This is a genomic window from Roseateles chitinivorans, from assembly GCF_050632235.1.
GTDB lineage: Bacteria > Pseudomonadota > Gammaproteobacteria > Burkholderiales > Burkholderiaceae_C > Roseateles > Roseateles chitinivorans_A.
The window spans coordinates 5595279-5618207 of record NZ_CP192584.1 but is presented as its reverse complement, the minus strand read 5'-3'; the positions used below and the strand labels follow the sequence as shown (position 1 = coordinate 5618207).

General features: G+C 69.9%; 21 protein-coding genes and 1 pseudogene. 8 read left to right on the top strand and 14 right to left on the bottom strand.

The window, feature by feature from the left end:
* Positions 1-16: 16 nt before the first annotated feature.
* From fdxA to ACQ859_RS25565, 9 genes and pseudogenes are all read right to left on the bottom strand, one after another.
* Positions 17-340, bottom strand: a complete 324-nt coding sequence (gene fdxA, locus ACQ859_RS25605) for a ferredoxin FdxA (RefSeq protein ID WP_416757927.1) — start codon at positions 338-340, stop codon at positions 17-19.
* Positions 337-1287, bottom strand: a complete 951-nt coding sequence (gene cobA / locus ACQ859_RS25600; protein ID WP_431263324.1) for a uroporphyrinogen-III C-methyltransferase — start codon at positions 1285-1287, stop codon at positions 337-339. Before cobA ends, fdxA begins: the two co-directional genes overlap by 4 nt.
* A 45-nt stretch (positions 1288-1332) precedes the next feature.
* Complete coding sequence (locus ACQ859_RS25595; protein ID WP_431263323.1) at positions 1333-2691, bottom strand: sulfate adenylyltransferase subunit 1; 1359 nt, start codon at positions 2689-2691, stop codon at positions 1333-1335.
* Positions 2691-3650 (bottom strand): sulfate adenylyltransferase subunit CysD, encoded by a 960-nt coding sequence (gene cysD / locus ACQ859_RS25590; RefSeq protein ID WP_431099745.1) that lies wholly within the window; start codon positions 3648-3650, stop codon positions 2691-2693. Before cysD ends, ACQ859_RS25595 begins: the two co-directional genes overlap by 1 nt.
* Positions 3647-4552 carry a phosphoadenylyl-sulfate reductase gene (locus tag ACQ859_RS25585; RefSeq protein WP_431263322.1) on the bottom strand — a complete coding sequence of 302 codons (906 nt, stop codon included), beginning with the start codon at positions 4550-4552 and terminating at the stop codon, positions 3647-3649. Before ACQ859_RS25585 ends, cysD begins: the two co-directional genes overlap by 4 nt.
* A gap of 2 nt (positions 4553-4554) precedes the next feature.
* The gene (locus ACQ859_RS25580) at positions 4555-5094 is read right to left on the bottom strand and encodes a DUF934 domain-containing protein (RefSeq protein WP_431263321.1); all 540 of its coding nucleotides are present in this window, start codon (positions 5092-5094) and stop codon (positions 4555-4557) included.
* Positions 5091-6779, bottom strand: a complete 1689-nt coding sequence (locus ACQ859_RS25575; protein ID WP_431263320.1) for a nitrite/sulfite reductase — start codon at positions 6777-6779, stop codon at positions 5091-5093. The genes ACQ859_RS25580 and ACQ859_RS25575 overlap by 4 nt, the downstream gene beginning before the upstream one ends.
* 322 nt (positions 6780-7101) lie before the next feature.
* On the bottom strand, positions 7102-8115 hold the full coding sequence (gene ybiB / locus ACQ859_RS25570) for a DNA-binding protein YbiB (protein WP_431266655.1): 1014 nt from the start codon (positions 8113-8115) through the stop codon (positions 7102-7104).
* A 12-nt stretch (positions 8116-8127) separates the two neighbouring features.
* Positions 8128-9138, bottom strand: a pseudogene (locus ACQ859_RS25565) (ornithine cyclodeaminase); the annotation flags it as partial.
* Positions 9139-9319: 181 nt separating this feature from the next.
* On the opposite strand from ACQ859_RS25565, the gene ACQ859_RS25560 reads away from it, so the two are divergent.
* Complete coding sequence (locus tag ACQ859_RS25560) at positions 9320-9745, top strand: Lrp/AsnC family transcriptional regulator (RefSeq protein ID WP_431261078.1); 426 nt, start codon at positions 9320-9322, stop codon at positions 9743-9745.
* A gap of 47 nt (positions 9746-9792) precedes the next feature.
* Here ACQ859_RS25560 and ACQ859_RS25555 read toward each other — a convergent pair whose 3' ends face one another.
* A complete protein-coding gene (locus tag ACQ859_RS25555) occupies positions 9793-10626 on the bottom strand; it encodes a hypothetical protein (protein WP_431263319.1) in 834 nt (277 codons plus the stop codon).
* A 74-nt stretch (positions 10627-10700) separates the two neighbouring features.
* On the opposite strand from ACQ859_RS25555, the gene pncB reads away from it, so the two are divergent.
* Positions 10701-11915 (top strand): nicotinate phosphoribosyltransferase, encoded by a 1215-nt coding sequence (gene pncB / locus ACQ859_RS25550; RefSeq protein ID WP_431263318.1) that lies wholly within the window; start codon positions 10701-10703, stop codon positions 11913-11915.
* 40 nt (positions 11916-11955) lie between these two features.
* Here the strand turns inward: pncB and ACQ859_RS25545 are convergent, their stop codons facing one another.
* Positions 11956-14337, bottom strand: coding sequence for a penicillin acylase family protein (locus ACQ859_RS25545; RefSeq protein WP_431263317.1), 2382 nt, complete (start codon positions 14335-14337; stop codon positions 11956-11958).
* Between the two features lie 184 nt (positions 14338-14521).
* Here ACQ859_RS25545 and ACQ859_RS25540 point away from each other — a divergent pair, with 184 nt between their 5' ends.
* A complete protein-coding gene (locus ACQ859_RS25540) occupies positions 14522-15475 on the top strand; it encodes a patatin-like phospholipase family protein (protein ID WP_431266654.1) in 954 nt (317 codons plus the stop codon).
* A 59-nt stretch (positions 15476-15534) separates the two neighbouring features.
* On the opposite strand, the gene ACQ859_RS25535 is transcribed toward ACQ859_RS25540, so the two are convergent.
* The gene (locus ACQ859_RS25535) at positions 15535-16104 is read right to left on the bottom strand and encodes a YdeI/OmpD-associated family protein (protein WP_431263316.1); all 570 of its coding nucleotides are present in this window, start codon (positions 16102-16104) and stop codon (positions 15535-15537) included.
* An 81-nt stretch (positions 16105-16185) separates the two neighbouring features.
* Positions 16186-17724: a methyl-accepting chemotaxis protein gene (locus tag ACQ859_RS25530; RefSeq protein ID WP_431263315.1), complete on the bottom strand. Its 1539-nt coding sequence runs from the start codon at positions 17722-17724 to the stop codon at positions 16186-16188.
* A gap of 180 nt (positions 17725-17904) precedes the next feature.
* Here ACQ859_RS25530 and ACQ859_RS25525 point away from each other — a divergent pair, with 180 nt between their 5' ends.
* The gene (locus ACQ859_RS25525) at positions 17905-18633 is read left to right on the top strand and encodes a TetR/AcrR family transcriptional regulator (RefSeq protein WP_431263314.1); all 729 of its coding nucleotides are present in this window, start codon (positions 17905-17907) and stop codon (positions 18631-18633) included.
* Between the two features lie 191 nt (positions 18634-18824).
* Here ACQ859_RS25525 and ACQ859_RS25520 read toward each other — a convergent pair whose 3' ends face one another.
* On the bottom strand, positions 18825-19382 hold the full coding sequence (locus ACQ859_RS25520; protein ID WP_431263313.1) for a phasin family protein: 558 nt from the start codon (positions 19380-19382) through the stop codon (positions 18825-18827).
* A 219-nt stretch (positions 19383-19601) separates the two neighbouring features.
* Here ACQ859_RS25520 and ACQ859_RS25515 point away from each other — a divergent pair, with 219 nt between their 5' ends.
* From ACQ859_RS25515 to ACQ859_RS25500, 4 genes are all read left to right on the top strand, one after another.
* Positions 19602-20540: a histone deacetylase family protein gene (locus ACQ859_RS25515; RefSeq protein ID WP_431263312.1), complete on the top strand. Its 939-nt coding sequence runs from the start codon at positions 19602-19604 to the stop codon at positions 20538-20540.
* 97 nt (positions 20541-20637) lie between these two features.
* Positions 20638-21108, top strand: a complete 471-nt coding sequence (locus ACQ859_RS25510; RefSeq protein WP_431263311.1) for an acyl-CoA thioesterase — start codon at positions 20638-20640, stop codon at positions 21106-21108.
* A complete protein-coding gene (locus ACQ859_RS25505) occupies positions 21105-21824 on the top strand; it encodes a nitroreductase (RefSeq protein ID WP_431263310.1) in 720 nt (239 codons plus the stop codon). Before ACQ859_RS25510 ends, ACQ859_RS25505 begins: the two co-directional genes overlap by 4 nt.
* A 109-nt stretch (positions 21825-21933) precedes the next feature.
* Positions 21934-22917, top strand: coding sequence for a 2-hydroxyacid dehydrogenase (locus ACQ859_RS25500; RefSeq protein ID WP_431263309.1), 984 nt, complete (start codon positions 21934-21936; stop codon positions 22915-22917).
* Positions 22918-22929: the final 12 nt, after the last annotated feature.

Here is a 22929-nt window from a genome sequence, read left to right as displayed (position 1 = left end):
GGGATGAGGGGATCGGTCAGCGGACCAGCTGATCGATCTTGCCCGTCTTGTCCTTCCACTCCTCGGCGTCCGGGAGGGCGGCCTTGCGCTTGGTGATGCTGGGCCACTTCTTCGCCAGGTCGGCATTCAGCTTGATCATGATCTGCTGATCGCCGGGCACGTCTTCCTCCGGCATGATCGCGTTCACCGGGCACTCCGGGATGCAGACCGCGCAGTCGATGCACTCATCGGGGTCGATGGTCAGGAAGTTCGGACCTTCGCGGAAGCAGTCGACGGGACAGACATCGACGCAGTCGGTGTATTTGCAGCGAATGCAGGCTTCGGTGACGACGTGGGTCATAGCGGCTCTTCTAGTGACGGAGACCGGCGTGCGGCCCCTCTGAAATCAGCGATCCCCTGGCGGTCCGTGGACGGTGGGCTCGGTCGCGCTGACGGAAAACGGGAGATTTTAAACGTTCGGGCTTTGGGGCAGGGATTCCAGCCCCTGCGGCTCAAGGTCTTGCCGTGAGGACGGCGTCGCGTAATCGCCCAAATCCGGTCCGGCATCCCCCGCGTCCCGGCGGTGGCGCCGGTGGTCGAGGGTGTCGGAGCTCCCGCCAGCGGGGCCGCGCCCGCGCCGACGATCACCACCGTTGGCCGCCCCTTGTGCAGCATCGAGGCCGCGCCCAGCGACGCCACGTCGTGCTCGCTGGACAGCGCATCGGCGCAGCCGGCACGCGACACGACGCTCACCGGGGTTCCGGCGTCCCAGCCCGCGGCGAGCAGCCGGCGGGCGAGGGCGGCCAGTTGCTGGCCCGCCATGTAGAACACCTCGGTGTCGGCGGACTTGCCGGCCTGGAGGTCGCCCTCGCGCGTCATCGCGGTCGTCAGCGCGACGCTGCGGCCCGCGCCACGCCGCGTGAGGGGGCGCCCGGTCTGCGCGGCGGCCGCGATCGCGGCGGTCACGCCCGGAACGATCTCGTAGGGGATGTCCGCCTCGGCCAGCGCCAGCAGTTCTTCCTCGAGGCGGCCGAAGACGTTGGCGTCGCCGCCCTTGAGGCGCACGACGACCTCGTGCGCCTTCGCCTCACGCACCAGCGCAGCGTTGATCGCCGTCTGCTTCGTGGAATGGCAGAAGCCGCGCTTGCCGACATCGAGCCACTTCGCCTGCGGCGCGAGCTCGCGCAGCGCCGGGTCGGTCAGCGCGTCGAACAGCACGACGTCCGCCAGGGCGAGCGCCCGCGCGCCTCGCAGCGTGATCAGGTCGGCGGCGCCGGGTCCGGCGCTGACGAAGAGGACACGTCCCATGGCGATGGCTCCTGGCGGTCGTTCGGTTGGACGGGAGGCGAGAGATCAGCGGACCAGCAGCGCGCCGCTGGTGCGGTTGCTGGTGGGATCCACGACGATCAGCGCGCCGCCGACGCGGTTGTCCGCGTACGGCTGCAGCGGCAGCTCGGCCTGCAGCTCGATGGTGACGTGGCCGATCTCGTTGACCGACAGCTCGTGGGCCTCGGTCTCGGCCAGCGTCTGGATGTCCAGCCGGTGATCGATCGCGGCGATGCGGGCCTGGACCCAGCGGTTGCCGTGGCGCACCCAGTACTTGCGGCCGAGCACGGCCGGCTCGGTGTCGATCCACGCCAGCGTGGCTTCGAAGGTGCGGCGGGGCGTGGCCGTGCCCGGCGCGACGATCCAGTCACCGCGCGAGACGTCGACCTGGCGGTCCAGCAGCAGCCCGGCGGATTCGCCGGCGACCGAGGTCGCCACCGGTTCACCGGCGCGGCGCAGCTCGCCGACGATGGCGGTCTGGCCGCTCGGCAGGATCTGCACTTCGTCGCCGACCTGCACCTGGCCCTGTGCGATCCGGCCCCACAGCACGCGCGGGTTGTTGCCGGTGCCGTCGCCGTCCTTGGCCACGTACTGCACCGGCAGCGCCAGCGGCGCCTCGACCGTTTCCTGCACGGTCGGCAGCGACTCCAGCACCTGCAGCAGCGACGGGCCGTCGTACCAGTCGGCTTCCAGCGGCTGCGTCACGTTGTCGCCGCGCAGCGCGGAGACGGGCACGACCGCGGTCACGCGGATGCCAGCCGCCGAGGCGAACTTCTCCAGCGCCAGCGAGACCTTACGGAAAGCGTCGCCCGGATTCGCGGCGGCGTCGATCTTGTTGATCGCGAAGACGATGCTGGGCACGCGCAGCAGGTGCGCGAGCAGGCTGTGACGGCGCGTCTGCGCCAGCAGCGGGACGTCATCGACCGACAGGTCCAGCTTGGTCACGTCGACCAGCACGACGGCGGCATCGCTGCCGGCGGCGGCGGTGACCATGTTCCGCGTGTACTGCTCATGGCCCGGCGCGTCGGCAATGATGAACTTGCGCTGCTTGGTCGCGAAGTAGCGGTAGGCGACGTCGATCGTGATGCCCTGTTCGCGTTCGGCTTCGAGGCCGTCGGTCAGCAGGCTCAGGTCGATCGGCTGGCCGGCGGCGCGCTTGGCCAGCGTGTCGAGCTGGTCGGCGAGGATCGCGCGGCTGTCGAAGAGCAGACGCCCGATCAGCGTGCTCTTGCCGTCGTCGACGCTGCCGGCGGTCAGGAAGCGCAGCGCGCGGTGCGTCGTGTCGAGGTCGGATTGATGGATCTTGGTCACGGCGGGGGAGGGGCTCACGGGGCTCGGGGCGCTCGCATTGCTCGCGTCGTTCGGTGCGTTCAGGACGGCGGACATCAGAAGTAGCCCTCCTTCTTCCGACGTTCCATCGAAGCGTCGGATGTGCGGTCGTCCATGCGCGTGGCGCCACGCTCGGAAACGGTGACCGTCAGCGTCTCGGCGACGATGTCCGCGGCGTTGGCGGCCGGGCTTTCCACCGGGCAGGTGCAGGTCATGTCGCCGACGGTGCGGAAGCGCACCTGCGCGGTCTCGACGGTCTCGCCGGCTTCCGGCGGGGTCACGTCGGTCAGCGGCACCAGCAGGCCCTTGCGGCGGATCACCTGGCGGTCGTGCGCGAAGTACAGCGACGGCAGCGGGATGTTCTCGCGGGCGATGTAGAGCCACACGTCCAGCTCGGTCCAGTTGCTGATCGGGAACGCGCGGAAGTGCTCGCCCGGACGGATGCGGGTGTTGAAGAGGTTCCACAGCTCCGGCCGCTGTTCCTTCGGCTGCCATTGGCCGAAGCTGTCGCGGTGGCTGAAGATGCGCTCCTTCGCACGCGCCTTCTCCTCGTCGCGGCGGGCGCCGCCGATCAGCACATCGAATCGATGCTCCTCGATGGTCTCCAGCAGCGTCACCGTCTGGTGGCCGTTGCGCGATTCCAGCGGATGCGCCAGGCGGATCGTGCCCTTCTTGATGGAGTCTTCCAGATGGCCGACGACCAGGCGCTCGCCCATCTCCTCGACGCGGCGGTCGCGGAACTCGATCACCTCGGGGAAGTTGTGGCCGGTGTCGACGTGGACCAGCGGGAAGGGCAGCTTGCCGGCGAACTCGTTGCCGGCGATGCGGCGCTTGAAGGCCTTCTCGGCCAGGCGCAGGACCACGCACGAGTCCTTTCCGCCCGAGAACAGCAGGGCGGGGCGCTCGAAGGCCGCGGCGACCTCGCGCAGGATGAAGATGGCCTCCTCTTCGAGGTGGTCCAGGTGGCGGTGGTCCGCCAGCGGCAGCAGTTGTTCGAGGTTCACGGGGGCGTTCATGCCGGGGCTCCGGAGGTCACGTTCGACGTCGGGGGGGACGCTTCGGGTTCAGATTCGGTGGATGCGCTGTCGGGCTCGGTGTGGGTGGCGTGCAGCCCGCATTCCTTCGCGCTGTCTTCCCACCACCAGCGGCCGGCGCGGAAGTCCTCGCCGACGGCGATCGCGCGGGTGCAGGGCGCGCAGCCGATGCTGGGCATGAACTGGTCATGCAGCGGGTTGTAGGGAACGACGTGCTGCTGCACGTAGTGCCAGACGTCGGCCCAGCTCCACTCGGCCAGCGGGTTGACCTTGGTGCGGCCCTGGCCGTCGTCCTCGCGGAACGGGACCTCGGCGCGGTTGGCGCTCTGCTCGCGGCGCAGGCCGGTGATCCAGGCCGTGCGGCCGGCCAGCATGCGCGACAGCGGTTCGAGCTTGCGCACGCCGCAGCAGGCCTTGCGCAGCTCGACGCTGCGGTACATCGGCTCTTCGCCGTTGGCGCGGACGAAGTGGACGACCTGCTCGTTCACCGGCGCGAAGATGTCCACCTCGATGCCGTAGCGGTCGTGGATGCGCGGGATCAGCGCCAGCGTCTCCGCGTGCAGCTTGCCGGTGTCCAGCGTCGCCAGTGCGATCGGCAGGCCGTGGCGCGCAATGAGGTCGGTGATGACCATGTCTTCGACGCCCAGCGAGGTCGACTGCAGCGCGCCGGGACCGAAGTCGGCGGCGGCCTGCTTCAGGACCTCGACGGTGCGCGCGACGCGCTCGTCGAAGCCGGCGGTCTTGCGGGCGTAGAGGCCGATGGCCGAACCGACACCGGCATCCGCGCCCGGCAATGCGGACACACCCGCCGATGCGCTTCCGGATGCGCCATCCGACGCGCCGCCGATCGGCGCGAAGTCCAGCGAAGACACCTCGCCGCTCATGCTCAGGCCTCGGACTTCTGCCCCGGTCGGGCGAACAGCGGGCGCGTCTCGTTGACGTCCGCCTGGTAGTGGCCGGGGAAGAAGCTCAATGCGCGCTCGGCGGCTTCCTGGTTCTGGTCGCCGCGCATCTGCACGGCGTCGACGCCGCAGCGCTGCAGCAGCGGCAGCATGTCGACGAGGACTTCGCCGGTCGCGCGCACTTCGCCGGCGAAACGCAGCCGCGAGCGCAGCACGTGCGCCTGGCTGTAGGCGCGGCCGTCGACCCACTTCGGGAACTGCAGCACGATCAGCGCCAGACGCGGCAGATCGGCCTTCAGGTCGAGCACGTCGATGTCGTTGGGCAGGATCACGCCGGTGGCCAGGCCTTCGGGCCAGGTGTCGCGCACGGCGTGCCACTGCTCCAGCGTCAGCAGCTTGTGGTCGGCGGCGGCGGGATGCGGTTGCGGGCCGTCCTCGCCGGCGCAGGTGTGCCAGGGGTCTTGGGCCTTGGAGACGAACTTCATGGTGCGGGGGCGTTCCATGTCCGGGGTGCTCGGGGTCATTGCTTGGCGGTCGTGCGGCGGATCTCGTTGGTCGCCTGCTTGAAGGCGTCCAGGCCGATGCGGCGGACCGTCTGGAGGAATCGTTCGCCGGCCTCGCGCTCGCGGCGGTAGGTCGCGATCACGGCCTCGACCGCATCGGCGGCCTCGTCGGCGGCGAAGGACGGGCCGATCACCTTGCCCGGCACCGCGGCGCCCGACAGCGTCGAGCCGTCCGAGCCGCCCAGGGTGATCTGGTACCACTCGCTCCCGTCCTTGTCGACGCCGAGCACGCCGATGTGGCCGCTGTGGTGGTGGCCGCAGCTGTTGATGCAGCCGCTGATGTGCAGGTCGATGTCGCCGATGTCCCAGAGCTCGTCCAGGTCCTGGAAGCGGTCGGTGATCTCGGACGCCACGGGGATCGAGCGGGCGTTGGCCAGCGCGCAGAAGTCGCCGCCGGGGCAGACGATCATGTCGGTCAGCAGGCCGATGTTGGGCGTGGCGAAGCCGTGCTCCTTCGCGGCTTCGAAGAGCGCGGGCAGGTCGCTCTCGCGCACCCAGGGCAGCAGCAGGTTCTGGTCGTGCGACACGCGCAGTTCACCGTGGCTGTAGGCGTCGGAGAGCGCGGCGGCCGCGTCCATCTGCGCGTCGGTGATGTCGCCCGGCGGCAGGCCGACGCGCTTGAGCGACAGCGTCACCGAGCGGTAGCCGCTGACGCGGTGCGCGTGGACGTTGCGTTCCAGCCAGCGGCGGTAGGCCGGCGAGGCGCCTTCGAAGATGTCCACACCCGGCACCGGGGTCACGCCTTGCGGCTCGACGAAGCTCGCGGCGACGCGGGCCAGTTCCGCCTCGGGGATGAGCTGCTCGTGGCTGCCGGCGTCGTCGTTCAGGATGGACTGGTACTCGGCGTTGACCGCGTCGAAGTAGGCCTGGCCTTCGGCCTTGACCAGGATCTTGATGCGCGCCTTGTACATGTTGTCGCGGCGCCCGAAACGGTTGTACGTGCGCACGATCGCTTCGAGGTACAGCACGATGTTCTGCCACGGCACGAAGGGGCTGATCTCCTGGCCGATGATCGGCGTGCGGCCCATGCCGCCGCCGACGAAGACCTGGAAACCGATCTCGCCGGCGTCGTTCCTGCGCAGTTGCAGGCCGATGTCGTGCCAGGCGATCGCGGCGCGGTCTTCCTTCGCGCCGGAGATCGCGATCTTGAACTTGCGCGGCAGGAAGGCGAATTCGGGATGCAGCGTCGACCACTGGCGCAGCACTTCGGCGTAGGGGCGCGGGTCGATCAGCTCGTCCGCCGCCACGCCGGCGGTGACGTCGCTGGTGATGTTGCGGATGCAGTTGCCGCTGGTCTGGATGCCGTGCATGTCGACATCGGCCAGCAGGTCCATCACGTCCGCCGACTGCGTCAGCGGGATCCAGTTGAACTGCAGGTTCTGGCGCGTGGTGAAGTGGCCGTAGCCGCGGTCGTGCTCGCGGGCGATGCGCGCCAGCTGGCGCAGCTGGCGGCTGTCGAGCACGCCGTAGGGCACGGCGACGCGCAGCATCGGCGCATGGCGCTGGATGTACCAGCCGTTCTGCAGGCGCAGCGCGCGGAAGTCGTCGTCGGGGAGCTGACCGGCCAGATGGCGTTCGAGCTGGTCGCGGTACTGGGCCGCGCGGGCGTGGACGAACTGGCGGTCGAAATCGGTATAGGCGTACATGGCGTCGGCTGGACCCGGCCGGGTTTCTCAGGGGGCCCGCCGCGCGTCAGAGACACCGCGGCTGGCCCAGGGCTGGCCGGGAGTCTGCACTCTATGAACGCTTTATATATATGAGAACTACAAAATCGTAGATTGCTTATGGCCAGATAAGCATATGAAGATTCCTGCAAAGGCCGTTGGCCCTCACCCCCACCCTCTCCCGCGGTGCGGGAGAGGGAGTGTTCGGGACACCAGTACGCTGCTATTGGCGCCCTGACTCCCCCTCTCCCGCAGGGGCGGGAGAGGGCGGGGTGAGGGAGGGTTTGGCGGCCGCAGGCCGCGCTCAGGCCGTTGCCAGGCGGCGTAACGCCGAAATCTGATCGGCGATCCGCGGCGGCAGCGGCTCGGCGCCGGCCAGGATCGCGCGGATGAAGTCGGCGTTGGCCGCCGGCTCACAGGCGGGCGACAGCGGCCAGTCCAGGTCCTCGTTGCTTGCCGGGTTGAGATCCAGGCCTTGCCCGTTCGCGAAGCCTTGCAGGTGGGCCTTGCGCCGGAGGTGGAGGTAAGCCTCGCCTTCGCTGGCGCGCATGAGGAGCGCACGGCCATCGTCGGCGCTGAGCTGGGGCAGCGCCTCGCCCATGCTGTCGACGTATTCCGGATGGGTCACCGCAACCACACGCACGCTGCGACTCGGCAGCGGGTCCAGCAGCTTCGCGACGCTGTGGCTGCTGTTGCGCAGTCCCATGCGGGGGCGCAGCGCCATCATCGCGTCCAGTCCGGGATGGATGACTTCAGTCGGCAGGATGGCGAGGCGGTCCGAAGCCAGGCGCTGGCCGGCGTCGTCCACGTTCCGGGCGACGGGGAGTTCCAACGCGTCGAACAGCTCGAACGGGCTGATGCGGCTGTCGAAGTCATGGCGGCCGTGGATCAGCACCGGAATGCCTTCGCGAGCCAGCAGCATCGCCACCAGCGGCATCAGGTTGGCCTGCTTGCGCGCGCCGTTGAAGGTCGGCAGCACGACGGTCCGGGGACCGGTGGGCGCCGCCACGCGGGCGGCTCCCTCTTGCATCGCCTCGACGAACCCGAGCAGTTCATCGAGGCTCTCCCCTTGATGCGCATCGCGATCAGGATGGCGCCGCGCTCCAGGTCGGGCACGGTGCCGGCGAGCAGCGCGGCGAAGAGGCCACGCGCCTGCTCGCGCGTCAGGTCGCGGGCGCCGCGAGCGCCTCGGCCGATTTCCTTGAGGAGGGGGCGTAGTCCATGCGTCCTTCCGTTGAGGGACGCAGTTTAAGAGGGCGGCCCGGAGGCCCGCCGGGATGCCCGCAGCCGTGTCGCCCTCGGATTCGGATTCGGCCACGGGCGTCAGGTCCAGTTCGCCGAACAGGTCCTTCGGATCGTCCATCGCCGGCACCAGGGCCAGTTCGCGGCCCAGGCCGAGCGCTGCGGCGCGGTCGCCGAGCCAGCGCAGCGTCGCGAAATCCTCCAGCGCGAAACCGACGGAGTCGAACACGGTGACCTCTTCCGCGCTGCGCCGGCCGGCGGCCTCGCCGCGCAGCACGCGCCAGAACTCGGTGACCGGGAAGTCCGCCGGCATCTGCTGCACGTCGCCCTCGATGCGCGACTGCGGCTCGTATTCGACAAACACATGGGCGCGCGCCAGCACGTCGTGGTGCAGTTCCGTCTTGCCCGGGCAGTCGCCGCCGACGCCGTTGATGTGCATGCCGGGCTCGATCATGTCGGGCGTCACGATGGTCGCGTTGCGCTTGTCGGCGGTGACCGTCGTGACGATGTCGGCGCCGCGCGCCGCTTCGGCGGCGTCGCGGCAGCGGACCAGGGTCAGGCCCTCGACGCGCGACAGGTGGCGCACCAGCTTGTCGGTCGCGGCCGGATCGACGTCGAAGAGACGGATCTCGGCGATGCCCAGCAGATGATGGAAGGCCAGGGCCTGGAACTCGCTCTGCGCGCCGTTGCCGATCAAGGCCATCTTGCGCGAGCCGGGACGTGCCAGGTGTTGCGCGACCAGCGCGGAGGTGGCCGCGGTGCGCAGCGCCGTGCTGAGGGTCAGCTCCGACAGCAGCCGCGGCGTGCCGGTGTCGACGTCGGCGAGCACGCCGAAAGCCATCACGGTGGGCAGGCCCACGAGGTGGTTTTTGGGGTGGCCGTTGACGTACTTGAAGCTGTAGAGCGAGGCGTCCGAGATCGGCATCAGCTCGATCACGCCGTCGTCCGAGTGGTTGGCGACGCGGGCGCTCTTGTCGAAGGCGCTCCATCGGACGTAGTCCTCGGCGATGTAGCGGGCGAGGGTCTGGAAGCTCTGGGCGATGCCGTCGTGCCGGACGACGCGGGCGACATCGGGCGTGAGGAGGAGGCGGGTCGTCATCGGCGGACTCTTGGAAGTGGGAATGTCTCCATTCTTCGGATCGGCGTGTCAGCAGGAAGCCAGAGAACTGATCAATAATCGAAGCGTCTTGCGCATTTCGTCAGGGAACTCTGACGTTTTGACGTGAAGTTCGGGTTAACCCTGGGCGATCCGCGCGCAATGCGGCCACCGGTGCACCAACATGGACACACTCGACCATCAACTCATCGCGCTGCTCCGGCAGGACGCCCGCGCGAGCATCGCGACGCTGGCGCACAAGCTGAAGGTGTCGCGCGGGACGGTGACCAACCGGCTCACCCGGCTGGAGGACAGCGGGCAGATCGTCGGCTACACGGTCAAGCTGCGGGCCGATGTGGCGCAGCCGCACATCACGGCCTGGATGAGCATCGCGGTCGAGGGCAACCGCACGCGCGAGGTCGTCGGCATCCTGCTCGGCGAGCCCGGCGTGGCGGGGCTGTTCGACACCAACGGGCGTTGGGACCTGCTCGCCGAACTGCGGGCGGACAACCTCAACGAACTGGCCGAGATCCTGGAGCGCGTGCGCCTGATCAAGGGCATCGGCGCGACCGAGACCAGCATCCACCTGCAGACCTACAAGCTGGCGTGAGCCCGTGCCGGCCCTCGGGCACATGAGCGTCGCGGCGGCGAGGCGCCTCAGCGTTTCGGGGCGGATGACGGCACGTCGTCGTCGTCCGGCTCGGGCGCATCCGGTTCGAGCTGGAAGCGGCCGTCGCGCAGCTCCATGCGCGTGCGCTGCACCACCGCGCGCAGCGCGTTGCAGGCGTCCTCGTTGAAGCGCAGCACGATCTCGACGCGCGGGCCGCGGCCGGGGCTCAGGACGCTGACGCCGGAGGTCTGCGGCGACGCGGTCGCGCCGCAGGCCAGCGGCCCGGGCTTCTCGTCGAAGCCGAGTTCCGCGCCCAGCTGCATCTCGCCGTCGCGCTCCAGCACCAGCCGTTCGGTGCGGCTTTCGCGACCCCGGTCGATGTCGTAGCGGCGGCTGCGCAGGATCCAGCGCTCGTCGGCGATCTGCAGCAGCTGCAGGTCCTCGTCACCGGATCCCGGCGTGCCCGGCATCAGCAGCAGCCCCTTGGCGCGCAGCTTCCAGCGGCCCGCCTCGTCCGCGGCGAGCACGGCGGCGCCCAGCGCCGGCACGCAGGCCGCGCAGCGGAACTGGTCGCGCGGGCCGGGCGTGAGCTGGTAGACCAGCATCAGCTTGTCGACGTTCGATTCGACGTAACGCCCGCGGAAGACCTCGCGGATCTCCGCGCGCAGCGTCGGCGAACGACCGCCGAAGAAGGCGGCCGCGCGCTCGTGGCGCCAGGTGTTGCCCCCGTAAACCATCTTCATCGCCGTGGCGGCGTCGGGCGGCTTCTCGATCGCGACGGGGACCTGCGCCTGCGCTGCCGCGGCCAGCAGCAGCGACGCCGCGACGCCCAGGCGGCGAAGGAGGTCGAGGCAACGGCGGTGGGCGAGGGGCTCGTGCACGAAGGGCGGGCTCGGTGTGTGGCGAAGCCGCGATCATCGCCGAGCCGGGCGGCCCCCGGGTACAGTCCCCCGCCATGAGCCGTCCCGACGCCCCGCCTCCGGTGATCCGCAGCCTGCTGGAGACCGATCTCTACAAGTTCACCATGTGGCAGGCGATGCTGCATCGCTACCCGCAGGCGCAGGCCGAGTACCGCTTCGCGTGCCGCAACACGCCGCAGTACCCGCTGGCGGAGCTGGTCGCGGACCTGGAGCGCGAGATCGACCATCTCTGCGCGCTGACCTTCCGCGCCGATGAGCTCGAGTACCTCAGCGGCCTGCGCTTCATGAAGCCAGACTTCATCGACCTGCTGCGCATCTTCCGTTTCCAGCGCGCGTTCATCACGGTGCGGGCGGACGGCGAGAAGCTCGAGATCGTCGTGCGCGGCCCGCAGGTGCACGTGATGGCCTTCGAGATCTTCGTGCTGGCGATGGTCAACGAGCTGTACTTCCGCCGCTTCGATCCAGGTGCCGCGATCGAGGAGGGCCGCCGTCGCCTCGCGCAGAAGATCGACCTGATCCGGACCTTCACGCGGGACGAGGCGCCGCGCCGGCATCCGTTCCAGTTCTTCGACTTCGGCCTGCGCCGCCGCTTCTCCGGCGCGTGGCATGAGGAAGTGCTGCGCACGCTGCGCGACGAACTGCCGGAGACCTTCCGCGGCACGTCCAACGTGCTGCTGGCCAAGGAGCTCGGCCTGGTGCCGATCGGCACGATGGCGCACGAGTACCTGCAGGCCTACCAGGCCACCGGCGTGCGGCTGCGCGACCACCAGAAGGCCGCGCTCGAGGACTGGGTGCAGGAGTACCGCGGCGACCTCGGCATCGCGCTGACCGACGTGATCGGCATGGACGCGTTCCTGGCCGATTTCGACCTCTACTTCGCCAAGCTCTTCGACGGCCTGCGCCACGATTCGGGCGATCCGGTCGAGTGGGGCGAGAAGGCGCTCGCCCACTACGATCACCTGCGCATCGACGCCAACACCAAGCGGCTGGTGTTCTCCGATGCGCTCGACATGCCGAAGGCGCTGGCGCTGTACCGCCACTTCGCGGACCGCGTCCAGCTGGGCTTCGGCATCGGCACCAAGCTCAGCAACGACGTGGGCCTGCCGACGCTGAACATCGTCATCAAGCTCACCCACGTCAACGGCCAGCCGGTGGCCAAGCTCTCGGACAGCCCCGGCAAGACGATGTGCGAGGACCAGACCTTCCTGGCCTACCTGAGGCAGGTGTTCAAGGTGCCGGCACCGGCGTGATCGCCGGCCCGCCTCGCGAGGCGGGCTCGGGCCGGGAGACTCAGTCCCGATGCGCCGTGATGCGGTGGATCACCGGCCCCGCCAGCAACGGCGTCGGCTTGCCCTCGACCCAGTCCTGATGCCCCGCGCCGTAGAACGGCGACATCGGGTGGCCGCTCTGGCCGCCCGGCATCGACAGCCAGCCCTGCTCCTCGCGGCCCGGTGAGACCACCATCCGCTCGGACTGGCCGAACGCGGGTCCGGCGACATGGGGCAGGTTGCTGTCGCCGCTCTGCGGCACCGACGGCATGTCCAGCCAGCGCGACAGCGCCGGGATCGCCTTGGCCAGCGGGTGCTGGATGCGGCTCGCGTTCTGCGCGCCCCAGGTCGCACCACCGAGGTTGCCGTCCGGCGCGATCTCGCGCGCGGCGCCGTCGAGCTGCGCCAGCAGCAGCGCGTCCCAGCTCGTGAACGCTGCCGGCAGCAGATGCGGCGGACGCTCGTCCACGGCGCGCGCGGCGCTGTACTCGAACTGGTTGCGCCAGCGCATGCGGCGCTGCGGATCGAGCTGCCGGTCGCCGAGCGACGGCAGCGTCCACGCGTCCCACAGCGTGTCCAGCACGCGCAGCCGCGCCTGGCGGACCAGGCGGTAGGCGGCGGAGTCCGCGTCGGCGCGCCCGTTCCAGTTCTCCAGCAGCTGCACGAAGGCCTTGTGCGTCGGGTTCGCACCGGCGTCGGTGCGCGCCACCGCCAGCAGTCGGGCCGCCCAGGTCTTCATGAAGCGCGCGTCGTCGTCCTGGTGGATGGCGCCGATCGAGGCCTCGTCGTGCTTGTCGGTGGCCGACAGCCGGTCGCGGATCTGCTGCGCGCGGGCGCCCAGGTCGAAGCCGCCGTCGCCGAGCAGTTCGCCCGGCGCGCCGTCGAGCTGGCGGTTGTTGGCGGTCCACAGCTGGCCCTGCGCCGGCGACAACACCTGCGGCGCGCGGTCGGGATCGAGCCAGTCACGCCGCATCGCCGACGGCGCGACGAACCGGCCGTACACGTCGGGCAGCCCCGGCTGCGCCCACAGGCGGCCGGCGACGGTCCAGCCGATCTGGCCGTTGCGGTCGGCGGCGAGGAGGTTCTGGTGCGGCATGCCGGCGCGCTGGGCCAGGGCCAGCGCGTCGTTGACATGGCGCACCTGCAGCATGCGGTCGAGTTCGAGGTTGTAGGCCGCCCCCTGGTGCGCGATCCAGTGCAGCGCGAAACGGCGCCCGCCGTCGACGGTCACGATCGGTGCGTCGCCGATCTCGTTCACCGTCATCGTCACCGCCGGGCCGCCGTGGACCTCCAGCGTTTCGGTGCGCGTCGAGACCTTCGCATCGGGCGGGACATCGACCCAGTCGAACCACTGCCCGTAGGCATTGGTGAATCCCCAGGCGACCGAACCGTTGGATCCCACCACCATCGCCGGCAGGCCCGGCAGCGTCACGCCGGCCGCGCGCAGGGCGCCGGCGCCGGTGCCGATCTGGAACTGCGCGCGGTACCAGATGGACGGCACGCCGAGCCCCAGGTGCATGTCGTCGGCCAGGATGGCGCCGCCATGCGTCGATCGCGTGCCCGCGACCGCCCAGTTGTTGCTGCCCAGGACCGGGGCCTCGTCGTCCGCGCGCGCGCTGGCCGGCGTGCGGGCGGGCCCGCTGTCTGGCGTGGCGGGTGCGGCCGGGGCTTGGGGCCGGCTGACGTCGAGCTGCGCCGGCGTCGGCATCGGCGGCGGCGGCAGCTGGCTGCCGTCGAGCGCCGCATCCCAGCGGCCGCCGCGCGGGCTGAGCCAGTCGAACAGCGCGTCGCCGGCGCGCTCGCGCAGCACGGCGCGGTCGAATCCCGCCTCGAAGCTGCCGGACTGCAGCATGAAGTACATCTCCGAGATCACCAGCAGCGAGTCGACCGGCGTCCAGTCCTGCGGCTTGGCACGCAGGGCCAGGTATTGCCAGGGACGCATCGGCAGCGCCTGGAGACCGGCGTTGACGCCGTCCGCGTAGGCCAGCAGCAGCAGGCGGTCCTCGCCCGAGAGCCCTTCGAAGCGTTCGGTCAGCCGCGCGCGCAGGCGGTGGACGCGGCGCGTGCGGTCGCGCTCCAGCGCCTTGGCGCCGAACAGCGCCGACAGCTCGCCGGCCGCCGAGCGGCGCGTCAGGTCCATCTCGAAAAAGCGTTCCTGCGCGTGGGCGAAGCCCAGGCCGCGGGCGACGTCGAGTCGCGTGCGGCCCTCGACGACCAGCGTGCCGCGCGCATCGCGGCCCAGGCTCACCGGCGCGCTCAGGCCGGGGATCTCGGCATCGCCGTCCAGCTGCGGCAGGCTCGCGCGCACGCAGGCCCAGGCCGCGATCGCCAGCGCGATCACCAGGAACGGCAGCCCCACCAGGCCCCGCACCGTCCAGCGCCGCAGCGCGCTCTTTCCACTCATGTGCTCTCCTGATCCGGGACGCGATCGCCGGGTCGATCTCCGCATCGATCGTCCGATCGACAGCGGTCCCCGATTTCCGGGCCGCGATTGTGCGTGCGCGCTGCAACGGGATTGCTACAGAGCTTCCCTAGAATCCCGCGCCATGCCCCGAGACGATCGCGACCATACCAAGCCTGACACCGCCATGCCGGCGTCTTCCTCTTCCTTCGCCGCCCGCCGCCGCTGGCTGACCGCCGCCGGCGCGCTGGGCCTGAGCGTGTTGGGCGGCTGCTCGACCCTCATGCCGGCATCGGCGCCGCCGCCGGTCGTGACCACGCCCGACCCCGAGCTGCCGACGCCCGTCACGCCCAAGCCGATCCCCAAGCCGCCGCGCCTGGGCCTGGCCCTGGGTGGCGGCGCGGCACGCGGCTTCGCGCACATCGGCGTGATCCAGGTGCTGGAGGAGAACGGCATCAAGGTCGACCTCGTCTGCGGCACCTCGGCCGGCAGCCTGGTCGGCGCGCTGTATGCGGCGGGCCGGACCGGGAAGGAACTGCAGACGGTCGCCGAGGCGATGGACGAGGGCGCCATCACCGACTGGACCTTCCCGATGCGCGGCCTGATTCGCGGCGAGGCGCTGGCGCGCTACGTCCGCCAGATGACGGGCGGACGCGGGCTGGAGCAGCTGCCGCTGCCGCTGGGCATCGTCGCGACGGACCTGGGCGACGGGTCGCCGATCCTGTTCCGGCAGGGCGACGTGGGCACCGCGGTGCGCGCTTCGAGCGCGGTCCCGGCGGTGTTCCAGCCGGTCAAGATCGGCAACCGCGAGTACGTCGACGGCGGCCTGGTCGCTCCGGTGCCGGTGCGCTTCGCCAAGCAGATGGGCGCCGAGCTGGTGATCGCCGTCGACATCGGCGAACCGCCGGATCCCAAGATCCCCGGCGATGCGATGCGCATGCTGCTGCAGACCTTCTCGATCATGGGCAAGTCGATCAACCAGTACGAGCTGCAGGGCGCGGACGTCGTGCTGCGGCCCAAGCTGGACGGCTTCAGCGGCTCGGACTTCACGACGCGCCGCCGCGCCATCGCGCTGGGACGCGAGGTGGCGACGGCGATGCTGCCGGAGATCCGGAAGAAGATCGCGGCGAAGACCCGCTGACCCGCTGACCCGCTGACGGGGCGCGGGCCGGCCGCGCCTTCCGCGTCGGCGCGCCCGGCTCAGAGCCGCTCGCCGCGCGCGCTCGCCTCGATCAGCTTGTCCAGGCGCGCGAGCTGCGTCTCGGGCTTCTTGGCGCTGAGGATGTGCCAGATGCTGGTGCGGCGGTAGCCGTCCGGCTGTGCCTGGAAGAACGCCCAGGCCTGGGCGTCGCGCATGAAGATCACCTCGTGCGACGGCGAGAGTTCGACGAGTTCCTTGGGCTGCTCGAACGCGTAGACGCGCGAGCGCTCTTCCTGCCGCCGTTCGAAGGCCGCCAGGCCGGCGGGCTTCATCCGGCCTTCCTGGATCAGCGCCTCGGCGCGGCCGATGTTGACGGCGCTCCAGATCGACACCGCCTTGCGCGGCGTGAAGCGGATCTTGTAGCGCTTGTCGTCGATGCGGGTGCGCACGCCGTCGATCCAGCCGTGGCACAGGGCCTCGTCGACGGACTCGGGCCAGGCGAGGCTGGGCTCGCCGGTGGCGCGCTTGTGGAAGCCGACCAGGACCTCGGTGGCCGTGGCGGCATGCTCGTCGAGCCAGGCGCGGAATGCCTCGGCGCTGGCGAAGAAGATCGGGGTGCGGGTGGCCATGAGGCCGCAGTATGCCCGGCGCTTTCTTGCGCCCGCTCCCGCTTGCGGGCGAGGGCGGGGAGGGGCCCGCGGCGTCTGCGGTCAGCTCACCTTGAACACCGACACCACCTCCGACAGCCGCTGCGCCTGCTCCCGCAGCGAGCCCGAGGCGGCGCTCGATTCCTCGACCAGCGCCGCGTTCTGCTGCGTCATCTGATCCAGGTTGGCGACGGCCTGGTTGACCTGCGAGATGCCGTCGCGCTGCTCGGTGGCGGCGGCGGCGATCTCGCCCATCAGGTCGGTCACGCGACGCACGCCGTGGACGATCTCGTCCATCGTGCGGCCCGCCTCGGCGACGTCCGACGAGCCGGCCTCGACCGTCTCCACCGAGCGGTTGATCAGCGTCTTGATCTCCTTGGCTGCCTCGGCGCTGCGCTGGGCCAGCGAGCGGACTTCGCTCGCCACGACCGCGAAGCCCCGACCCTGTTCGCCGGCCCGCGCCGCTTCCACCGCGGCGTTCAGCGCGAGGATGTTGGTCTGGAACGCGATGCCGTCGATGGTGCCGATGATGTCGGCGATGCGGGTCGAGGACGCGCTGATCTCCTGCATGCGGGCCACCACCTGTCCGACGACCTTGCCGCCGCGCGCGGCTGTCTCGGCGGCGCTGCCGGCCAGCTGGTTGGCCTGGCGGGCGGTGTCGGCGGACTGGCCGACCGCGCTGGTCAGCTGCTCCATGCTGGACGCGGTCTCCTCGAGGTTGGCCGCGGTCTGCTCGGTCCGCGCCGACAGGTCCTGGTTGCCCACCGCGATCTGCGACGAGGCGCTCGACACCGACTCGACCCCGTTGCGCACCTGCGCCACCACGGTCTGCAGCTGGCCGACCATGCGCATCAGCGCGGTCTGCAGCTGCGCGACCTCGTCGCGGCCCTGCACGTGCAGGCTGCGGGTGAGGTCGCCCGCCGCCACCGCCTCGGCGATCGCGACCGAGGCCGCCAGCGGCCGCGTGATCTTGCGGGTGATCACGAAGCCCAGCACCGCGCCGATGACGACGGCCAGCAGCGTCATGCCGACGATCATCCAGCGGCTGCGGTCATAGATCTGGTCGCCCAGCGTGTCGGCCGCGGCGGCGCCGACGGTGTTGATCTCGACCAACTCGTCCACCGCCTTGCCCAGTGCCTCGTACGTCGGCAGGCTGTCGACGGCGACCAGGCGCTTGCCGGCCTCGTCGTCGCCCCGGACGGCGGCTTCGACGAGCTTGATGCTGCTCGCTTCGTACGTCGCCCACAGATCGCGGATCTGGCGCAGCTTCTCGCCCTCCGCAGGTGAGGAGACCATCGGCTCATAGGCCTTGATCCGTTGCTCGATGCCCTGGCGGCCTTGCGCCAGCTTTTCGGCATAGCTGGCGCGCGCATTGCCCTCGGTCAGCAGCAGCCGGTACTCGCGGGTGCGCAGCCGCGCGACCTCCTGGTTGATCGATTGCGCCGCGCGGGAGGAGGGCAGCCAGTTCGACGCCATGTCGGTGGCGGTGTCGTTGACGCGACCCAGCTGGAACAGCGCCAGCACGCCCAGCAGGGCGGTGATCAGGAGAACGCAGAAAAAGGCCAAGCTGAGCTTGGCGCCCACGGAGAGGCGGTCGAGCATGGGGAGCGCTTTGCAGGTGAAGAAACCCGCAGGAGAGGCGCGGGCATGCCGTTTGCACCTATTTTCGTACTTGTACGGAACTGGTAATCATGCATCTCATCGAGGGTTCGTGACTATTTAACGTGGGCCCCGGTATGAGATAACGTACACCGACAATAACCTTTTGATGTAGGGAACGCCGTGCGAAACACCGATCAGGACTCCGACCGCGAACGGCCCCGGCTGCGGCGCGGTCCGGCCGAAATGGCCGCGCTCAAGCGCGAGATGCTGGAGCGCGCACGCAAGATCTACCGCGACGAAGGCGTGGAGGCGCTCAGCATGCGCCGGCTGGCGCAGGAACTCGGCATCTCGACGATGGCGATCTACAGCTACTTCGAGAGCAAGAAGGCGCTGCTGGACGGCCTGTGGATCGAGGTGTTCGAGTCGCTGGTCGACGAACTGCTGGACGCGTCCAAGGACCAGCGCGGGCCGCGCAAGGTGCTGGAGGCGCATACGCGCTGCCTGCTCGACTTCTGGGAGCGGCATCCGGAGCAGTTCCGCATGATCTACATGTCGCTGACGCAGACCGGCACGCTGGACGAGATCGGCCAGTCTCAGCAGCCGGTCTACAACCGGCTGCTCGGCTTGATGCGGGAGCGGGTCGCCGCCTGTGCGCCGGCCGGTTTCGAGCCCGGAGAGACGGCGATCCGGTCGATGTGCGACCAGATGTCGGTGCGGACCATGGGCTTCATGATGATGACCATCGGGCTGCCCCGGTACCCGCTCTACGACCGCGAGGCCTTGCGCGAGTTCACCGTGCAGGGCGTGCTGCGCGACGTGGCGGACCAGTACGCGCAGTTTGCGGCCGGGACGCGTCCCGCGACTGCGGACATCGTGTCATCCGACGCGTCACCGACGTCGGCGGACTGAATCGCCGGACGGCGATGCCCGGCGCCCGGGCATCCGTGCGGTTGCCGGAGCACCGCGCCGGTGCCGGCGCTTCGGAAATGGGGCGACCGTACAGGCGAAAAAAGCCCAGCATGCGCTGGGCTTTGAAGGGCACTTGGGAAGCTTGACTTCCTTGGGTACCGAGGAGACAACCGATACGGCAACTCGTTCGCTCAGGCCGCGGCGCGCTTGGCGCTGCGGGCGGCGGTCTGGGTCGCCTTCACCGCCGTGCTGGTCACGGCGTTGAAATTGGATTCCGCGATGTCGGTGGCTTGCTTGGCGGCCTTGTGCAGGCTTTCGTAAGCGTTGTTGGCCGCGGCCACCGCCGACTTCACCAAAGCAACAGCATTTTCCGTGCCAGCCGGAGCGTTCTTGGTCGCGTTGTCGACGACGGCGCCGAACTTGACCTGCGCGTCGGCGACTTGCGACTCGGCCAGCTTGACGAATTCCGACGAGGTCGAGGTGGCGATGTCGTACAGGTGGCGGCTGTAGGCGACGGCCTTTTCAGCCGACGGTTGCAGCAGCGCGGTCTGCAGGGCCCACAGTTCCTGCGGATCCTTGACCGTGATGGCTTGCTGGGCGGTTTCGGCGGCTTCGCCGAGCGCGGTCTTGGCGACTTGCAGGTTCAGCTCGACGAGCTTTTCATAGCCTTCGAAGGCCTTGGCGGTCAGGCCGAACCACGAGGCTTGCAGGTTCTTCTGTTGGTCGAGCACTTGGTCAGCAGTCAGCATGCGAAATCTCCTTGAGGAATGAGGTCAGCCGGGGACAACGCGGCGGGCTGAGCGCCGTCGCCACACGTTTGTTGCGGTGCAGCATGGAATCAGTATAGGACTGCCGCCGATGATTGCAAGCACTTTTTGTGCAATGCAGCAAAGTCCGGGCGAAGCCGCCCGGCACGGCCCTGGAGGCCCGCCGCTGCGGGGTTGCGGGCGCTCTGCTAGGGTCGGACCATGCTCGCCTTCCATTACGACCATTTGACGTTGGCGCTTCCGCCGGGCCACCGTTTTCCGCAGTCCAAGTACCAGATGCTGCGTGAGCGGGTGGAGCGGGCGCCGGGCGTGATGCGGCCCCAGGTGGCCGAAGCGGCCGGTCCCGAAGCGTTGGCACTGGTCCACACCCCGGACTACATCGACGCCGTCCTGCACGGCACGCTCGGCGCGGCCGAGCAGCGCGAGATCGGTTTCCCGTGGGCGCCGGGCCTGCCGCGGCGCTCCCTGTGCTCGGTCGGGGCGACCATCGCCGCCGCGCGGGCCGCCCTGGAAGAGGGCGTCGCCGCCAGCCTGGCGGGCGGCACGCACCATGCGTATGCGGACAAGGGCAGCGGCTTCTGCGTCTTCAACGATGTCGCGGTCGCGGCGCGGCTGATGCAGGCCGAATGGCACCGGCGACATCCGGAGCGCCCGGGGTTGCGCGTGCTGGTCGTCGACCTGGACGTCCATCAGGGCAACGGCACGGCGAGCATCTTCCGCGACGACGACAGCGTGTTCACGCTCTCGATCCATGGGGAGAAGAACTTCCCGTTCCGCAAGGAGGCGAGCGACCTGGACGTCGGCCTGCCCGACGCCTGCGGCGACGCGGTCTACCTCGACGCGCTGGAGGCGGCGCTCGCCGAGGTCTGGCGGCGGATGGCGGATCGTCCGCCCGGGCTGGTCTTCTACCTGGCCGGCGCCGACCCGCATGAAGGGGATCGGCTCGGGCGGCTGAAGCTCAGCGCCGAGGGCCTGCTGCGCCGCGACCGGATCGTGCTGGAGGCGCTGCTCGAGCGCCGCATCCCGGTCGCGCTCAGCATGGCCGGCGGGTACGGCGAGGACCTGAACGTGACGGTCGATGTGCAGATGCGGACGCTGGACGCCGCCGCGCAGACCTGGGCGCGCTGGCGGAACGGCTGACGGTGCGGACGGCCGGCGTTGCGTGACGCCGGCCGTCCGCTGCCGCCAGTAGCCCACGCGACACCTGACCCCTCGCCGCGGTGGAAGAATCGGCGCCATGACCGCCGACCCTTCCGCCTCGACCGTCGAGACACGCCCGGCCCCCGAGCCGCGCGAGGCCTTTGCCCGCTTCCTTCCGGTGCCGACGCGCTGGATGGACAACGACCTCTACGGCCACCTGAACAACGTCGTCTACTACAGCCTGTTCGACACGGCGGTGAACCGCTACCTGATCGAGCAGGGCGCGCTGGACCTCCACCACGGCGAGGTCATCGGCCTGGTCATCGAGACGCACTGCAACTTCTTCGCGTCGCTGGCCTTCCCGCAGCAGGTCGAGGCCGGCCTGCGCGTCGCGAAGCGCGGCCGGTCCAGCGTCCGCTACGAGATCGGCCTGTTCGCCGAGGGCGAGCCGCTGTGCGCGGCACGCGGCCATTTCGTCCATGTGTATGTCGATCGCGCGTCGCGGCGCCCGGTGGCGCAATTGCCCGAGTCCTACGTGAAAGCGCTCAGCGCGCTGGAGATGCCATGACCTTCCCCGATCCCTTCGTCACGCCGACGCCCGAGCAGTCCGCCGCGGTCGACGCCGCGATCGTCACGCGGCATTCGATGCGCGCCTTCCTGCCGACGCCGGTGCCGCGCGCACTGATCGAGGAACTGCTGGCCGTCGCCGCCCGCGCGCCGTCGGGCACGAACACGCAGCCCTGGCAGGTCCACGTGCTGACCGGCGCCGCGAAGGACCGGCTGGTCGCCCGCATCCAGTCGGCCTACGACGATCCCGAGGAACTGGCCACGCACGGCGAGGAGTACGCCTACTACCCGCGCGAATGGGTCTCGCCCTACATCGACCGCCGCCGCAAGGTCGGCTGGGACCTGTACGGGCTGCTGGGCATCACCAAGGGCGACAAGCTGCGCATGCACGAGCAGCACGGCCGCAACTACCGCTTCTTCGACGCGCCGGTGGGCCTGATGTTCACCATCGACCGCGTGATGCAGCAGGGCAGCTGGCTGGACTACGGCATGTTCCTGCAGAACCTGATGGTCGCCGCCCGCGGCCGCGGACTGCACACCTGCCCGCAGGCCGCGTTCACGCAGTTCCATCGCGTGATCGCGGAGGAACTCGGTCTCACGCCCCAACAGCAGCTGGTCTGCGGCATGTCGCTGGGCTACGCGGATCCGGACGCGGTCGAGAACACGCTGGTCACCGAGCGCGACGCGGTCGCGTCCTTCACCCGATTTTTGGAGTGACACGCCGGGGCTGATCCGCGGCAGCCGTGGGCGATCCATGGGCGATTTGCGAGCGGGCCACTGGAGCGGCCGGCCTACAGTCGGTGCTTCCCTGCAAGGAGATGCGCCCATGAGCAAGCCCAGCGTCCTGGTGGCCCGCAAGACCTTCGACGACATCGTCGACCGGCTGCGTCCGCACTTCGAAGTCGAGACCAACGACAGCGACACCGGCTGGTCGCAGGACGAGCTGATCCGCCGCCTGCAGGGCAAGGCTGGCGCGTACATCGCCGGCGGCGACAAGATCGACGCCAGGCTGCTCGACGCCTGTCCCGACCTGAAGGCCATCTGCACGATGGCCGTCGGCTACAACAACATCGACGTGCCGGCCTGCACCTCGCGCGGTGTTGTGGTGACGAACGCGCCGGATGTGCTGACCGAGACCACCGCCGACTTCGGCTTCGCGCTGATGATGGCCACCGCGCGCCGCATCACCGAGAGCGAACACTTCCTGCGCCGCGGCGAATGGAAGCAGTGGTCGGTGACGATGTTCGCCGGCGCCGACATCCACGGCGCGACGCTGGGCGTGCTCGGCATGGGCCGCATCGGCGCGGCGATCGCCAGGCGCGGCCACCTCGGCTTCGGCATGCCGGTGATCTATCACAACCGCTCGAAGCTGCCGGCCGACCAGGAAGGCCCGCTGGGCGCGCAATGGGTGGAGAAGGACGAGCTGCTGCGGCGCGCCGACCACCTGGTCATCGTCGTGCCGTACAGCGCGTCCTCGCACCACCTGATCGGCCAGCGCGAGCTGCGCCTGATGAAGAAGACCGCGACGCTGACCAACATCGCGCGCGGCGGGGTCGTCGACGACGCGGCGCTGGCCGCGGAGCTGCGGGCCGGCACCATCGCCGCCGCGGGCCTGGACGTGTTCGAGGGCGAACCGACGGTGCACCCGGATCTGCTCGCCTGCACGAACGTCGTGCTGACGCCCCACATCGCCAGCGCCACGATCGCGACGCGTCGTGCGATGAGCGATCTGGCGGTCGACAACCTGATCGCCGCGCTGACCGGCGGCATTCCCCCGACGGCGCTGAATCCCGAGGTGCTCGAGCGCTGAGAGAATCGGACG

Excerpts from the sequence above, each read along its gene's own strand:
- fdxA (WP_416757927.1), bottom strand. The coding sequence starts at position 340 with ATGACCCACGTCGTCACCGAAGCCTGCATTCGCTGCAAATACACCGAC.
- cobA (WP_431263324.1), bottom strand. The coding sequence starts at position 1,287 with ATGGGACGTGTCCTCTTCGTCAGCGCCGGACCCGGCGCCGCCGACCTG.
- ACQ859_RS25595 (WP_431263323.1), bottom strand. The coding sequence starts at position 2,691 with ATGTCCGCCGTCCTGAACGCACCGAACGACGCGAGCAATGCGAGCGCC.
- cysD (WP_431099745.1), bottom strand. The coding sequence starts at position 3,650 with ATGAACGCCCCCGTGAACCTCGAACAACTGCTGCCGCTGGCGGACCAC.
- ACQ859_RS25585 (WP_431263322.1), bottom strand. The coding sequence starts at position 4,552 with ATGAGCGGCGAGGTGTCTTCGCTGGACTTCGCGCCGATCGGCGGCGCG.
- ACQ859_RS25580 (WP_431263321.1), bottom strand. The coding sequence starts at position 5,094 with ATGACCCCGAGCACCCCGGACATGGAACGCCCCCGCACCATGAAGTTC.
- ACQ859_RS25575 (WP_431263320.1), bottom strand. The coding sequence starts at position 6,779 with ATGTACGCCTATACCGATTTCGACCGCCAGTTCGTCCACGCCCGCGCG.
- ACQ859_RS25560 (WP_431261078.1), top strand. The coding sequence starts at position 9,320 with ATGGACACACTCGACCATCAACTCATCGCGCTGCTCCGGCAGGACGCC.
- pncB (WP_431263318.1), top strand. The coding sequence starts at position 10,701 with ATGAGCCGTCCCGACGCCCCGCCTCCGGTGATCCGCAGCCTGCTGGAG.
- ACQ859_RS25545 (WP_431263317.1), bottom strand. The coding sequence starts at position 14,337 with ATGAGTGGAAAGAGCGCGCTGCGGCGCTGGACGGTGCGGGGCCTGGTG.
- ACQ859_RS25540 (WP_431266654.1), top strand. The coding sequence starts at position 14,522 with ATGCCGGCGTCTTCCTCTTCCTTCGCCGCCCGCCGCCGCTGGCTGACC.
- ACQ859_RS25535 (WP_431263316.1), bottom strand. The coding sequence starts at position 16,104 with ATGGCCACCCGCACCCCGATCTTCTTCGCCAGCGCCGAGGCATTCCGC.
- ACQ859_RS25530 (WP_431263315.1), bottom strand. The coding sequence starts at position 17,724 with ATGCTCGACCGCCTCTCCGTGGGCGCCAAGCTCAGCTTGGCCTTTTTC.
- ACQ859_RS25520 (WP_431263313.1), bottom strand. The coding sequence starts at position 19,382 with ATGCTGACTGCTGACCAAGTGCTCGACCAACAGAAGAACCTGCAAGCC.
- ACQ859_RS25515 (WP_431263312.1), top strand. The coding sequence starts at position 19,602 with ATGCTCGCCTTCCATTACGACCATTTGACGTTGGCGCTTCCGCCGGGC.
- ACQ859_RS25510 (WP_431263311.1), top strand. The coding sequence starts at position 20,638 with ATGACCGCCGACCCTTCCGCCTCGACCGTCGAGACACGCCCGGCCCCC.
- ACQ859_RS25505 (WP_431263310.1), top strand. The coding sequence starts at position 21,105 with ATGACCTTCCCCGATCCCTTCGTCACGCCGACGCCCGAGCAGTCCGCC.
- ACQ859_RS25500 (WP_431263309.1), top strand. The coding sequence starts at position 21,934 with ATGAGCAAGCCCAGCGTCCTGGTGGCCCGCAAGACCTTCGACGACATC.